Annotated in this window: 11 protein-coding genes; 5 read left to right on the top strand and 6 right to left on the bottom strand. The window is 63.7% G+C overall.

Annotated features, from left to right (window positions below):
- Positions 1-5: 5 nt before the first annotated feature.
- Positions 6-509 (bottom strand): GNAT family N-acetyltransferase, encoded by a 504-nt coding sequence (locus B208_RS0114050; protein ID WP_007979424.1) that lies wholly within the window; start codon positions 507-509, stop codon positions 6-8.
- Positions 510-630: 121 nt separating this feature from the next.
- Here B208_RS0114050 and B208_RS0114055 point away from each other — a divergent pair, with 121 nt between their 5' ends.
- The 4 genes from B208_RS0114055 (at position 631) to B208_RS0114070 (ending at position 4,235) form a co-directional block, all read left to right on the top strand.
- Positions 631-1,575 (top strand): ABC transporter ATP-binding protein, encoded by a 945-nt coding sequence (locus B208_RS0114055; protein ID WP_018128937.1) that lies wholly within the window; start codon positions 631-633, stop codon positions 1,573-1,575.
- Positions 1,572-2,405, top strand: a complete 834-nt coding sequence (locus tag B208_RS0114060) for an ABC transporter permease subunit (protein ID WP_007979419.1) — start codon at positions 1,572-1,574, stop codon at positions 2,403-2,405. Before B208_RS0114055 ends, B208_RS0114060 begins: the two co-directional genes overlap by 4 nt.
- A gap of 64 nt (positions 2,406-2,469) precedes the next feature.
- Complete coding sequence (locus B208_RS0114065; RefSeq protein ID WP_026177854.1) at positions 2,470-3,405, top strand: ABC transporter ATP-binding protein; 936 nt, start codon at positions 2,470-2,472, stop codon at positions 3,403-3,405.
- Positions 3,402-4,235, top strand: a complete 834-nt coding sequence (locus tag B208_RS0114070; RefSeq protein ID WP_007979414.1) for an ABC transporter permease — start codon at positions 3,402-3,404, stop codon at positions 4,233-4,235. Before B208_RS0114065 ends, B208_RS0114070 begins: the two co-directional genes overlap by 4 nt.
- A 38-nt stretch (positions 4,236-4,273) precedes the next feature.
- On the opposite strand, the gene B208_RS0114075 is transcribed toward B208_RS0114070, so the two are convergent.
- From B208_RS0114075 to B208_RS0114090, 4 genes are all read right to left on the bottom strand, one after another.
- Positions 4,274-4,852, bottom strand: a complete 579-nt coding sequence (locus B208_RS0114075) for a response regulator transcription factor (RefSeq protein WP_007979411.1) — start codon at positions 4,850-4,852, stop codon at positions 4,274-4,276.
- A 289-nt stretch (positions 4,853-5,141) separates the two neighbouring features.
- Positions 5,142-5,792, bottom strand: a complete 651-nt coding sequence (locus B208_RS0114080; RefSeq protein ID WP_232423804.1) for a helix-turn-helix domain-containing protein — start codon at positions 5,790-5,792, stop codon at positions 5,142-5,144.
- Between the two features lie 240 nt (positions 5,793-6,032).
- Positions 6,033-7,082, bottom strand: coding sequence for an NAD(P)-dependent glycerol-1-phosphate dehydrogenase (locus B208_RS0114085; RefSeq protein ID WP_007979407.1), 1,050 nt, complete (start codon positions 7,080-7,082; stop codon positions 6,033-6,035).
- A 551-nt stretch (positions 7,083-7,633) separates the two neighbouring features.
- The gene (locus B208_RS0114090) at positions 7,634-8,623 is read right to left on the bottom strand and encodes an NAD-dependent epimerase/dehydratase family protein (RefSeq protein ID WP_007979405.1); all 990 of its coding nucleotides are present in this window, start codon (positions 8,621-8,623) and stop codon (positions 7,634-7,636) included.
- A gap of 266 nt (positions 8,624-8,889) precedes the next feature.
- Between B208_RS0114090 and B208_RS0114095 the strand changes: the two genes are divergently transcribed.
- The gene (locus B208_RS0114095) at positions 8,890-9,624 is read left to right on the top strand and encodes a GNAT family N-acetyltransferase (RefSeq protein ID WP_007979403.1); all 735 of its coding nucleotides are present in this window, start codon (positions 8,890-8,892) and stop codon (positions 9,622-9,624) included.
- 24 nt (positions 9,625-9,648) lie between these two features.
- On the opposite strand, the gene gltB is transcribed toward B208_RS0114095, so the two are convergent.
- Positions 9,649-14,148, bottom strand: coding sequence for a glutamate synthase large subunit (gene gltB / locus B208_RS0114100; RefSeq protein WP_026177855.1), 4,500 nt, complete (start codon positions 14,146-14,148; stop codon positions 9,649-9,651).
- Positions 14,149-14,313: the final 165 nt, after the last annotated feature.

Consider the following 14,313-nt stretch of genomic DNA (forward strand, 5'->3'; position numbering starts at 1 on the left):
GCCGGTCACAACTCCTTTTCGTACACGAACTCCGCCACGCCGAGCGCCGCGTCTTCTCGCTCCTCGATGCGCTCGAAGCCGCGGGACTCGTAGAATCCCACGCCGACCTCGTTGTCGGCGAGGACGGTCAATCGAAGTCGGTCGGCGTTCCGGTCTTCCAACCGCCGTTCGGCGCGGACGAGCAAGCGGGTTCCCAGCCCCGACCCCCACTCGTCCGAAACGACGTAGATGCGCACGAGTTCGAAGATACTCTTCTCTTCCCCCTCCTCGGCGTCGGGCGCGACGTGGACGAACCCGACGAGTCGGTCGCGTTCGGCGACGAAGAACTCGTGGCTCGGTCGTCGCGCGCTCTCCCGGAGTCGGTCGGGGTCGTACCAGCGGTCGATGGTGTCGTCCACGGTCTCCGCGCCGATGATGTCGTCGTAGGCGGCGTGCCACGATTCGCGGGCGACGCGCCGAATACCGGCGGCGTCGGCGGGTCGCGCTGGACGGATTGCGGGCGATGTCATTCGAGAGTGACGAACGCCGCGATGCAAAGTCCTTTCGCGCCACTGTCGCGTGATACCATTGAACACGTTGGTAGCTGTCAATCAGGAGAAAACTTTTGTGCACGGCATCGAAAGTCCCGCCATGGCCGCCATCGAAACGAAGTCCCTCACCAAGCGATTCGGCGATGTCGTCGCGGTTCGAAACCTCGACTTGACGGTCGAGGAGGGCGAAATATTCGGCTTCCTCGGTCCCAACGGGGCGGGGAAATCGACCACCATCAACATGCTGTTGGTTTTCATGCGCCCCAGCGACGGAACGGCGACGGTCCTCGGCTACGACGCACAGGACGAATCCCGAACCATCCGCGACCGAATCGGCATCCTCCCCGACGGGTATCGGCTCTACGACCGACTGACGGCGCGCGAACACCTCGAATTCGCCATCGACGCGAAGGACGCGACCAACGACCCCGCGGTGCTCATCGACCGCGTTGGGCTGTCACAGGAGGACGCCGATCGGAAGGTGGGCGGTTACTCGAAAGGGATGACACAGCGCCTCGCGTTGGCCGCCGCGCTGGTCGGCGACCCCGACCTCCTGATACTCGACGAACCCTCCTCGGGACTGGACCCCCACGGCATCGCGGAGATGCGCGAACTCCTCCGCGAGGAGGCCGACCGCGGCACGGCCGTGTTCTTCTCCAGCCACATCCTCTCCGAGGTCGATGCGGTCTGTGACCGCGTTGGTATCATGAACGACGGCGAACTCGTCGCACAGAACACCGTCGAGCGACTTCGGGAGCTGACCGGTTCCCGCTCGCAACTCCTCCTCTCCGTCGAGCGCGTGCCGACGGGCCTCGACCTAACCGCCATCGACGGCGTGTCCGAGGTGTCCGTCGAGGAATCCATGCTCCGCGTGTCGTTTTCCGACCCCGTGACGAAACCGCAGGTCGTCAAGCGCGTGGACGCCGCGACGACCGTCACCGACATCAAATCCGAGGAAGCCTCGCTCGAAGAGCTGTTTACCACCTACACGACGGGCGACGAACCCGAGGACGAACCCGATGCTCGTATGGAGGTCACCGCATGAGTTGGGTGTCGGTGGCGAGAAAGGATTTCATCGACTCCCGGCGCTCGAAGGGGCTGTGGGCGCTCATCGGCCTGTACGTCGCGCTGCTCGCCCTCACGGTGTACGTCGCACCCTCTGACGTCAGCATGACGAACGTGCTTCGACTCCTCGCGCTCGTCGGCATCTTCATCATCCCCATCAGTGCGCTTATCATCGCCTATCTCGCCATCGCGGGCGAACGCGAGTCCGGGAGCATCAAGTTCCTCCTCGGTCTCCCGAACACGCGCCTCGACCTCGTTATCGGGAAGTTCGTCGGTCGGTCGGCCGTCGTCGCCGTCGGTCTCGCGTTAGCGTTCGTCATCGCGGCCGTCGAAGGGTCGATTCTCCTCGCATCGGTCGATATCGCGATTCTCGCGCAGTTTTTCCTCCTGTTCCTCTTCTTCGCCGTGACGTACATCGCCATCGCGGTCGGCCTCTCGGCGGCGTGCGCGTCACGGTCGCGGGCGATGGCCAGTTCGGTCGGCGTCTTCTTCGTGTTCAACGTCCTCTGGACGGTCCCGGCGATTTCGCCGTCGCGGGCGCTTCGGTTCATCGCCGACGACACGCTCGGCGTGCACCTCTCAGCACAGATTTACGAGTTCGTCTACCTCGTCAGCCCGCCGTACGCGTTCCAACGCGCCGCGGACCTCGTGTTCACCGACCAGCAACTCTACTACTTCCGCGTCATCGGCCAGAACGCGACGGTGCCGTTCTTCCTGGAGAAGTGGTTCATGCTGGTCATCCTCGCCGCGTGGCTCGTCGTCCCGCTCGTCCTCGGCTACTGGCGGTTCGAGCGCGCAGACCTCGGTTGACCTATTATGGCATGACATATCGTGGCAGCATACTTTTAACTACCCTAAGGAATATATGGGCGTTATGGCCGCCATACAAACGACTGGTCTCACCAAGCGGTTCGGTGACGTGGTCGCGGTCCGTGATCTCAACCTCCAAGTGAACGAGGGAGAAGTCTTCGGCTTCCTCGGTCCCAACGGATGCGGGAAATCGACCACCATCAACATGCTGATGGACTACATCCGCCCGACCGACGGGACGGCGACGGTCCTCGGCTACGACGCACAGAACGAGACGCAGGCGATCCACGAGCGGATCGGTATTCTCCCCGACGCGACCGACCTCTACGGTCGGCTCTCGGGGCGAAAGCACATCCAGTTCGCCATCGACTCCAAGGGCACGAACGAGGACGCGGACGAAATCCTCGAACGCGTCGGCCTCTCGGCGGACGACGCGTCGCGCTCGGCGGGCGGCTACTCGAAAGGGATGCGCCAGCGCCTCGTCCTCGGCATGGCGCTGGTCGGCGACCCCGACCTCCTGATACTCGACGAACCGTCCAGCGGGCTCGACCCGCACGGTGTCCGCGAGATGCGCCAAATCATCCAGCGAGAGGCCGACCGCGGTACGGCCGTGTTCTTCTCCAGCCACATCCTCAGTCAGGTCGAGGCGGTCTGTGACCGCGTGGCCATCATGAACAAGGGCCAACTCGTCACCGTCGATACCATCGACGGCCTTCGGGATGCGGTCGGAACCGGTGCCACGATGGTGCTGACGGTCGATACCGTCCCGAACGTCGAATTGACGAGCGTCGAGGGCGTCTCGGACATGTCCATCGACGGAAACGAAATTCACGTCACGTACTCCGACGCGAGTTCCAAGGCGAAGGTCATCAACGCCGTCGAGCAGGCGGGCGCGACCGTCGCCGACATCAGGACGAAGGAGTCCTCGCTCGAAGACCTCTTCGAGGCCTACACGACCGGTTCTCAAGGTCAGCGGATCGAATCGGAGGCCCAAGCATGAGCTGGGCCGTCGTCGCGCGCAAGGATTTCGAGGACGCCGCGCGCTCGAAGATGCTGTGGGGTATCACGGTGCTGTTCGTGCTCGCAACCGCGGGGACGATGTTCGCCGTCGGCTCGTTGACCGACGACTTCACCGCGAAACAGGCCATCGGTTTCCTCAGTTCCCCCGCGACGCTCCTCGTTCCCCTTGCGGCGCTCGTCGTCGCGTACCTCGCCATCGCCGGTGAGCGCGAATCGGGAAGCATCAAGCTGTTGCTCGGCCTGCCGCACACCCGTCGGGACGTGCTGCTCGGCAAACTCGTCGGCCGCTCCCTCGTCGTCGGGGTCGCGACCGTCATCGCGTTCATCGCCGGGGCAATCGTCCTCGCGGTTCAGTACGGCTCGTTCCCCGTCTCGGACTTCCTCGTGCAGGGGGTCACGACGTTCATCTTCGGAATGGTGTTCGTGGGAATCGCTATCGGCTTCTCCGCGATGGCGTCCACCCGCTCGCGCGCGATGGCGGGCGCTATCGGCCTGTTCTTCCTCTTCGAACTCATCTGGGACATCGTTCCGTTCGGCGTCTACTATTTGATCGAGGGCGGAATGCCGAACGTGGCGGACGGACTCCCGCCGTGGTACTTCCTCCTGCAAATCATCAACCCAACGAACGCCTACAGCGTCGCGGCGAACTTCCTGTCCAACCCGAACGGTGCGAGTCCGTACGCACAACTCGTCAACGGGACCGTCCCCTTCTATCTCGAAGGTTGGTTCGCGCTCGCGTTGCTCGCGTTCTGGTTGGTCGTTCCCGTCGCGCTCGGCTACTGGCAGTTCGAACGGGCGGACATCAGCTAAACCCGCATCAGAATCGATTTTTTCGCGCCTTGCGTCTCTTACGTCTGTTCGGGAGCGACTCTGCTGTCGGTCAGTTCCTTGTCCAACTCCGCGTCGTCCATCCCGTCGAGCGTCGTCGAAAGCGACCGTTTCAAGCGCCGTATCTCCGATACGAGCGTCTTGTACTCCTCGTGTCGGGCCAGTTCGGTCTCGGCGATTCGCGCTTCGAGGGTCGCACGCTTCGACGACAGCACGAGGAGCTGTTGAACGTCAGTCGAGTACGTCGCCCGGCGGCGGAGGCTCTCTACGACGTCGTACAGCTCGTCCGGTTCGGTAATCGGCTTGACGACGTAGGCGTCGTATCCCAGCTCGAGTACGTCGAAATCCGGCTCGACCGCCGTCACCATTCCGACTCGACAGTCGATGTTCCTGGCTCGAATCGCCTCTAAAACGTCGTCGCCGCTCGTCTCGGGCATGTCCCTATCGAGGAGGACGATATCGGGCGAATCGTCGAGCATCGCTATCGCTTCCGCGCCACTGTAGGCGGTTCGAACGTCGTACTCGTCTTCGAGCCAGCGGGTAAACAGGTCGGCAATCGGCTGTTCGTCATCGACGACGAGTATTTGGTACTCACTCATTCGTAGTCTCCGGGTCGCTGGACGGGCGGATTCTAACGTAGGGCGGGCGACGTCGGTTTCCGGGCTTCATCGCTCCGACCGGTTTCCAACACAGCCACCGTCGGCACCCGTGGGTCGGGCCGAGAGCGTCGTATCAGTACAACACTCGGTAACCGCTGACCGAACGATTTCGTCTCGCATCGTCGGCCTTATTTCCGAACGTCCAATCACATGGAAACGATGTGGCGCGAAGTAGTTGAGGCCACATGTTTCCCACGAAACACACTTAAGTGCATTGCTGATTCAACGTCTATCCATTCATCGGACGGAGTAGTCCGGCGATGAGATTCGCATATCCGCGTCGAAGACGACCACCGACGGCCTGTGGAGAGATACCCAGTTCGTCGGCTAACTCTTCACGCGTGATTCCACGCGGTTGTTCGAAGTATCCTCCCTCGTAGGCAGTGATGAGCGTTTCCCGCTGTGCGGGCGTGACACCCGCGGAGTTGTGAACCGCTCGTTCCTGCATGGAGTACACTCGTTCGACCTCTATCGGAATTCCTTCGTGCTGACAGAACGTCTGGAACGAGGACATCCCTTCTTGTGCCGGGAATCGGAGATGAAACGTCCAGTCGTCCGCCGTCCCACTCGCTTCCACGATAGTCGCGTTGGCTTCTTCGACTCCGTGGACGAGGTTCGTGATATCGTCGTTCCACTGTGCGTGGAACAACGTATTATCAGTCAGCGTGTCGATCCTCGTGAGCGCGTTGACCGCCGGTTCGGCGCGTGCCGCCGCTTCGAACCGACAGGTATCGCCACCGCGTGCCCAGAAGAAGGGAAATCTAGACATCCCAACCGGGACGACGCGTTCGAGTTCGATTTGCACCTCCGGTGCCGCCTGCAACGCGCGGCCGAGTGCAAACTCGTCGGCGGATATCGAAATCTCAACGATGGAACTCATCTGTTTTCGATACCACCACGCGAAATCAGTTACGCGAAGGTAATCAATGTTGTTGCCAACTCCGATCAAAATGGGCACCACGTAATCGTCACTGATTACGAAAACGCGGCCGATACGTTCTCGAAACGCTACCGATATTCCCGACATATCTTGTCAGGCTCCCACTCGTATCGACTCTGTGATACCCGCAAACGGTTCGGAAATTGATGCCCCATCCGTTCGGAATCCACTTCGAACTATTCAGATAACTTTCGTTGTCTCCGCCGCCTCGTACGCGGCGGCCCGACTCATCCCGTTTCCGAGGATGGTGTATCGGTCGCGTATCTCGTGGGCCGTCGTGAGCGCTTCGACCACCGTCTCCGCGTCGATGCCGAGTTCGTCGGCCGTCGTCGGCGCGCCGATGGTCGCGAGGGCGTCGCGGATACCGCGCCAGTCGCCGCCGTGGAGGTACTCCGTGATGATGGACCCGACGCCGACCTGATGGCCGTGCAGCGCCGCCCCCGGCGCGATGCGGTCGAGTTGGTGCGAGAACAGGTGTTCCGCTCCGCTGGCCGGACGCGAGGAGTCGGCGATGCTCATCGCCACGCCCGAGGAGACCAGCGCCTTCACCACGACCCACGAGGACTCCTCCAGTCCGGGCCGAATGGTGTCGGCGTTGTCCACCAGCATCTCGGCCGTCATCTCCGCCAGCGTCGCGGCGTACTCGTGGAACTCCACGTTCTGGAGCCGCTGTGCCAGCCGCCAGTCCTCGACCGCCGTGTAGTTGCTGATGATGTCGGCACACCCCGCGGTCGTGAGTTCCCACGGCGCGTCGGCGATGATCTCCGTGTCCGCCACGACCGCCAGCGGCGGTTCGGCGGCCACGCTGTGGCGCGTGTCCTCCTCCGGGACCGATCCCCGCCCGCTGACGATGCCGTCGTGGCTCGCGGCCGTCGGAACCGAGACGAAGCCCCGCCCGATTTCGTCGCTCGCCATCTTGGCGATGTCGATGGCCTTTCCGCCGCCCACGCCCACGAGATAGCCCGGATTCACTTCGTTCGCCACGTCGATGACCCGCTGGACGGACTCGAAACTCGCCTCCTCGATGACGACGGTTTCGACGCCCCATCCCGCGTCCTCGAACTGGTCCGCGACGCGCTGTCCCGCCACCTCGTTCGGCGTTGGACTCGTCACGAGCAGCGGTGTCCCGTGCAAGTGCAGTTCGTCGATGGCCGCCGTCGTCTCCGAGAGAACGCCATGGCCCACCACGACGTTCCGCGGCAGGCGAATCCACGAAGATTTCTCGAACATAGTGGTCTGTCTCTCCTACGCAGTCAAACAGTTTCCCCTCCTCCGACGACTTTGGGGACTTTGGTTACGAGGTGGATTCGGTTTTGCTGGGCATGCGACGACCTCGACCGTTCCCGCCCGGGCGTTTCGTGATGTTCATTCTAACTCTTCGGCTACGACTATGAAGACCCAGAAAGCCCCCACCCCCTACGAGAACACATTACAGCTACTTCGACTGCAACTACCGAGAAGACTACCTCGAAAGCACCCGTCCGCTCGGCACGAGTTGTTGTTACTTCTTCCGTGACTGCAAATACAGACGTCATTGAAACCGCACCGCAAACCGCATCAGCCACACCCTCCCCAGCCGATTCGCTTCGCTCATCCCTCGCACGCTTTATCGAGACGACTCGGACGATGGCTCGCGGCGGTGCCGCTCGCTTTCGAGGTTCCTTCGAAACCTCGCTGTCCTCGTCGCCTCGCCAGCGCGCGCCAGATTGAGAAGTCGGAATGCACGAACGAGATGAAACGAAATCAGTCGCCGATTGTTCACCGTAACCGCCGAATACGTCTCAGATGGTGTCGAGCACGCCGAGCACGCGTTCTTCGTTCTCGCGGCCGGGGTCGTACTCGCTGCCGTCGCGGTCGCTTTCGAGGTGTTCCTCGACGGTTCGTTCCATCGCCACGTCGAGCGGCGTGGACTCCCAGCCGAGCGCGGCGAGTTTGTTCGTGTCGAGGACGTGCGGGTAGTCGCGGTAGAGGATGTAGTCGTCGGTGGAGAGGTCGGCCGTCGAGAGTTCGCGGTCGCTGGCGTGGACGAGCTCGACGTCGGTGTCGAGGGCGTCCGCGATGAGCGACAGCATCTCGTCCATCGTGACCAATCGCTCGTCGCCGACGTTGTAGGCCTCGCCGGGGTCGCCCTCCTCGGCGACGATGCGGAGCGCGCTCGCCACGTCCTCGGCGTAGGCGCGGTGCCAGACGTTCTGGCCGTCGCCGGGGACGACGAGGCGGTCGCGTTCGTTCACGCGGTCTATCCAGAAGTCCAGTCGCTCGGTGTAGTCGTAGGGTCCGTAGACGATGCACGGTCGGACGCTCATGGCGTTGACGCCCCGTTCCGCGGCCTCGAAGATGGCGCGGTCGCCCTCCGCCTTTCGCGGGCCGTAGGAGTCGTGGGAGTCGTCGGTGGCCTGTTCGTCCGTGCAGGCACAGAGTTCGGTGTCGTTCTCCCGCTTGGGAATCACTTCGTTGCCGTAAGCGCTTCCGCTGGAGATGTAGACGTAGCCGTCCACGTCGGCGAAGATTTCGGTGGCCGCCCGGACCTCGCGGGGTTTGTAGGCCACGCAGTCGATGACGATGTTCGGGTCCACCTCGTCGCGCGCCGCTTCGAGCGCGCCGTCGTCCGTTCGGTCGCCCTCGAAGTGGCTCACGCCGTCCGCGTCGGCGAACGGGTTGTCGTGGTTCCCGCGGTTGAAGATGGTCACGTCGTAGCCGTTGTCGAGCAGGTCGGTCACGAGGTGGCGGCCGATGAATCGCGTCCCGCCGATGACGAGTGCCGTGTTCATGTCGGGTCGATTGCGTGGCGGGCGGAAAACGCTACCGAAGGCGGAGAAGTACGAGCGGCGCGTAACTCGTCGCACGATTTCCGTGATGGTGGGCTGTGAGGCGAAAAACTGGACGGTTGGTCGGGAACGACCCCGTTAAAAACGTCCGAACGGGAGGATAGAGCGCGACGATACGCAAAAATCGGACGTAATGACTGCAACTGAGGTGACAAGTAGGAAGCTGCGGCCGGTAGAATGTTTATTGTTCATCCCGGAGTATGCCAAGTATGCAAGTACGCGAAGCGCGAACCGAGGACATCGCTGGAATCCAAGACGTCGCCGCGGAGTCGCTTGCGGCTTCATACGCACACTTCTTGGACGAGGAGATAATCGAACACGCCATCGAGGAGTGGTACTCCGAGGAGAACTTGGAGAACGAGTTCCAAAGCCGGGGGACGCTGTACCTCGTCGCACTCGACGGGGGAGACGTGGCGGGATTCACGCAGAGCGAGGTGCTCCCCGACGTCCCCGAGGGGAACATCCTCTGGTTGCACGTCCACCCCGACTACCGGGGTGAGGGTGTCGGAACGACGCTCCTCGGGCAGACGAAGGAGAAACTCGAAGACAAAGAGGTCGAAACCCTCTCCGGACTCGTCCTCGCCGGAAACGAGGAGGGAAACCAGTTCTACCGAGACCACGGGTTCACCAAGGTCGGCGAGCGGACGGCCGAAATCGGCGACGAGACGTACACCGAGAACATCTACTCGGAGAGCGACGAGCCGATACTGGAAGCCCGCGAGTTCGACGGAGAAACCAGATACATCAACCGCTCGGAAACCAGTCGGGGGTCGAAAGCGCCGTTCTTCGCCGTGTTCAACGACGAGGCGGGTGAGGACCGCTACGGCTACTTCTGCTCGAACTGCGAGACGCTCGACAACGCGATGGACAGCATGGAACGCATCGAATGCAACGAGTGTGGCAACAAGCGGAAGGCGGCGCGGTGGGACTCGGCGTACCTCTGAAAATCGGCGACCGCTTTTTTGGGTTCAGTCGTCCGACGGCACTCGAAAGCCGGACGACTGTCGGGCCGCCGAAACCGGACTGGGGGGCGACGCTCGAACGTCTTCTTTGCCCTCTTCGATGGCCTGCTGGTAGGCATCGGGCATGACCTTCACGAAGGAGACCGATTCCCAGTCGTCCAGCACCGACAGCGCCGTTTCGCTGCCCGTCGCGGCGGCGTGGTTTTCGACCAACCGCCGTACTACCGCCTCGTCGCGGGCGTCCAAGTCGGACGACAGCGAGACGCTCTCGCCGTTGACGCGCTCGCGGAGTTCGTCGCCGTCGCCCAACACGTAGGCCACGCCGCCCGTCATCCCGGCCGCGAAGTTCTCGCCGATTTCGCCGAGGACGACCGCGACGCCGCCGGTCATGTACTCACAGCCGTGGTCGCCGACGCCCTCGACGACCGCTTTCGCGCCGCTGTTGCGAACCGCGAACCGCTCGCCCGCGACGCCGTTGACGTACAGTTCGCCACCCGTCGCGCCGTACAGGGCGACGTTGCCGACGATGACGTCGTTCGAATCGTAGCCAGCGTCGGCAGGGGTTTCGACTACGACCCGACCGCCCGAGAGACCCTTTCCTACGTAGTCGTTCGCCGCACCGGTCAGGAACAGGTCCACGCCGGACTGGCAGAACGCGCCGAAACTCTGTCCGGCGGCACCGTCTAACCGGCAGGTGATGGACCCGTCCGGCAGTCCCGATTCACCGTGAAGCGCGGAGATGCGACCCGAGAGCATCGCGCCGACGGCGCGGTCCTGGTTCGTTATCGAACGCTCGATTTCGACCGGTTCCTCGCCGTCCAGCGCGCCGCGCGCGGCGTCGAGGAGGTCGTGGTCGAGGTGGTCGTCCAACTCGTGATCCTGTTCCCGCGTCTTGGTTCGGCTGCCACCGTTCGCGGGGTCGGCGAGCACGCTCGAAAGGTCGAGGCGACGCGCCTTCGGATGGTCGGTGTCGCGCTGCCGGAGCAGTTCGACGTGGCCGACCATCTCCTCGACGGTGCGGAAGCCGAGTTCGGCCATTATCTCCCGAAGCTCCTCCGCGATGAACGCCATGTAGTTGATGACGTGCTCCGGTTCGCCGGGGAACCGCTCCCGAAGCTCCTCCCGCTGGGTGGCGATGCCGACCGGGCAGGTGTTGGCGTGGCAGTTGCGCGCCATCACGCAGCCGCTCGTGACCAGACTCGCCGTCCCGAACGAGTACTCCTCCGCGCCGAGCAGGGCCGCGACGGCGACGTCGCGGCCGGTCTTCAGGCCGCCGTCCACGCTGACGCGGATGCGCGAGCGAAGTCCGGTTTGGTGGAGCATCTGGTTGGCCTCGGCGAGGCCGAGTTCCCACGGCAATCCGGCGTTCTTGATGGACGTTCGCGGACTGGCACCCGTGCCGCCCGAGTGACCCGAGATGTGTACGACGTCGGCCTTGGCCTTGGCGACGCCCGCCGCGACGGTGCCGACGCCCGCCTCGGAGACGAGTTTCACGTTGACCTCCGACCCGTCGCTTCCCGCCTTTAGGTCGTAGATGAGCTGTTTCAGGTCCTCGATGCTGTAGATGTCGTGTTGCGGCGGCGGCGAGATGAGACCGACGCCCGGCGTCGCGTGGCGGACGTGCGCTATCATCTCGTTCACCTTCTTGCCGGGTAGATGGCCGCCCTCGCCGGGCTTCGACCCTTGGGCCATCTTGATCTGCACCTCGTCGGCAGACTGGAGGTAGCGGCTCCTGACGCCGAACCGCCCGCTCGCCACCTGTTTCACCGAACACTCGCGTTCGGTGTCGAAGCGCTCGGGGGGTTCGCCGCCCTCCCCGGTGTTCGACTTGCCGCCGATGCGGTTCATGGCGATGGCGTTGTTCTCGTGCATCTCCGGCGAAAGCGACCCGAGGCTCATCGCCGCCGTGGAGAACCGGGTCACGATGTCCTCGACGGGTTCGACTTCGTCGAGGGGGACCGACTCGCGGGCGTCGGTGTCGAAGTCGAGCAGGCCGCGGAGCGTCTGCAGCGTCTCCTGCTGGTCGTTTATCTCCTCGGCGAACGCCTCGTACTCCTCGCCGTCGTTCCCGCGAACCGCGCGCTGGAGCGCGCCGACGGTTTTCGGATTCCACTGGTGGTGGATGCCGTTCGAGCGGTGTTCGTACTCGCCCCGTCGGTCGATGTTCGGGTCGTCGCCGAACGCGGTTTCGTGGCGCTCGCGCACGTCGTCCTCGATTTCGTCGATACCGATGCCTTCGGTGCGGTTCTCGGTGCCGGTGAAGTATTCGTCGACGAACTCGCCGTCCAGCCCGACCGCCTCGAATATCTGGGCACCGCGGTAGCTCTCGACGGTCGAGATGCCCATCTTCGCCATCGTCTTCAGCAGCCCGTTCTCCAGCGCCGAGACGTACTTGCCGATTGCCTCCTCCTCGTCCGCGCCGTCCGGTCCGGCCACCAAATCCTCGATGGTCCGGTAGGCGAGGTATGGGTTGACCGCCCCCGCGCCGTAGCCGACCAGCGTGGCGAGGTGGTGGACGGTTCGCGGGTCGCCGGACTCCACGACGAGGCCGGTTCTGGTCCGCAGTCCTTCGCGCACGAGGTGGTGGTGAACCGCGCCCGTGGCGAGCAGGGAGGGAATCGGGATTCGGTCCTCGCCCATCCCTCTGTCCGAGAGGACGACGATTTCGGCACCGTCCTCGACGGCGGTGCGGGCGTCGTCGCGGACCCGCTCGACCGCCGCTTCGAGGTCCGTGTCCGGGTCGAAGGTGATGTCGATGACTTCGGTCGGGAAGTCGGTTTCGAGCACCCCCGACAGCGCCTCGTCGGTCAACACGGGCGACTCCAGCACGAGTTGCCGCGCGTGGGCGGGCGACTCGCCGAGGAGGTTGCACTGGCGGCCGAGACGGGTTTCGAGGCTCGTCACCAGTTCTTCGCGGATGTAGTCGATTGGCGGATTCGTCACCTGCGCGAACAGCTGCTTGAAGTAGGAAAAGAGCGGACGGTCGAAGTCGGAGAGTACCGACAGCGGCGTGTCGTCGCCCATCGAGCCGACGGGGTCCTTGCCCGCGCTGGCCATCGGTTCGAGGAGTTCGCTCAGTTCGTCGTGGGTGTAGCCCCAGGCGGCCTGTCCGGCACGGAGCGGGACGGGGGACTCGGCGGTGTCGTCGGAATCACCCGCGTCGCGGAACGAGTCCGATTCCAGCCGCTCGGTCAGTCGGACCTGCTCGTTTTCGACCCATTCCGCGTACTTCTCGTCGGTCAGGTCGTCGAACACGGCTTCGTCAGAGACGATGCCGCCCTGTTCGGGGTCGGCGAGGAACAGCTGTCCCGGTTTGAGGCGTCCCCGCTCGACCACCTCGTTCGGTTCGAGGTCGAGGGCACCGGTTTCGCTCGCCATCACGAGTCGGTTGTCCGCCGTCACGTCGTACCGGCAGGGGCGCAATCCGTTGCGGTCGAGCACCGCGCCCACGCGGTCGCCGTCCGTCGCGGCGACGAGCGCCGGGCCGTCCCACGGTTCGACCAGAGAGGCGTGGAAGTCGTACCATGCGCGGCGGTCGCCGTCGGTCCGGTCGCGCCACGCCTCGGGCAGGAGCATGCGAAGCGCGTGGGGCAACTCGCGGCCGTCCTGCATGAGCAGTTCGAGGACGTTATCGACGACGGCCGTGTCGCTCTGGTCGAGCGTCGTCACGGGCGTGATGCGGTCGATGTCGTCGCCGAGGCGCTCGCTTTCGAGGTCGGTTTCGCGGGCGGCCATCCAGTTGCCGTTCCCCTGAATCGTGTTGATTTCGCCGTTGTGGACCACGCGCCGGTAGGGGTGTGCGAGGTGCCACGCGCCGAGCGTGTTCGTCGAGAACCGTGCGTGAACCATGGCGACCGAGGATTCGAAGCGTTCGTCGCGGAGGTCCGGGAAGTATCCCGTGAGTTGATCGCCCTTGAGAAGTCCCTTGTAGACGAGCGTCTTGCGGTCCAGCGAGCAGACGTAGAATCGGTCGGCGTCGTCGCGCGCTTCGACTCGCCGCTCCAGCGCGCGTCGGGCGACGTAGAGCGTCTCGTCGAACTCTTCGACGGACATTCCTTCCTCGGGGCGGACGAAACACTGGGCGATGACGGGTTCCGATTCGAGCGCCGTCTCGCCGAGGTCGTCGTTCTCGGTCGGGACCGTCCGCCAGTCGAAGACCGGGACGCCTTCCGCACCGAGAACCTCCTCGACAGTCGTCTCCAGTTCGGCGCGAACGTCTGCATCGCGCGGGAGGAACAACTGCCCGACAGCGTACGTCTCGGGGAGGTCGGAATCGAGTTCCGCGGCGAAAAACGAGTCCGGACGCTGGACGAGGATACCCGCCCCGTCTCCGGTGTTCGATTCCGCGCCGGTCGTGCCGCGGTGTTCGAGATTGGCGAGGAGCGACAGGCCGTCGGCGACGATTTCGTGGTCGGCGTCGGCGTCGAGGTCCATTACGACACCGACACCGCAGTTCGACCGCTGGTCGGTCGGGTCGACGAGAGAGTTGGTCATGTGCGAGCGCATGACAAACTGGCATAAGAGGTTTCTCCTGAAGGGAAAAGGGTGTGCTATTGTCAATATGTGTTCCTTATATATTGGACGTTTACACGATACTGGGGGAGAAATAACTATGGTTGTAGTAAATGAGTGTCAATTCGGACGGGATTATCGTCCGTTTCTCCTTTCCTC

Source organism: Haladaptatus paucihalophilus DX253, assembly GCF_000376445.1.
In the GTDB taxonomy this organism is placed as follows: domain Archaea; phylum Halobacteriota; class Halobacteria; order Halobacteriales; family Haladaptataceae; genus Haladaptatus; species Haladaptatus paucihalophilus.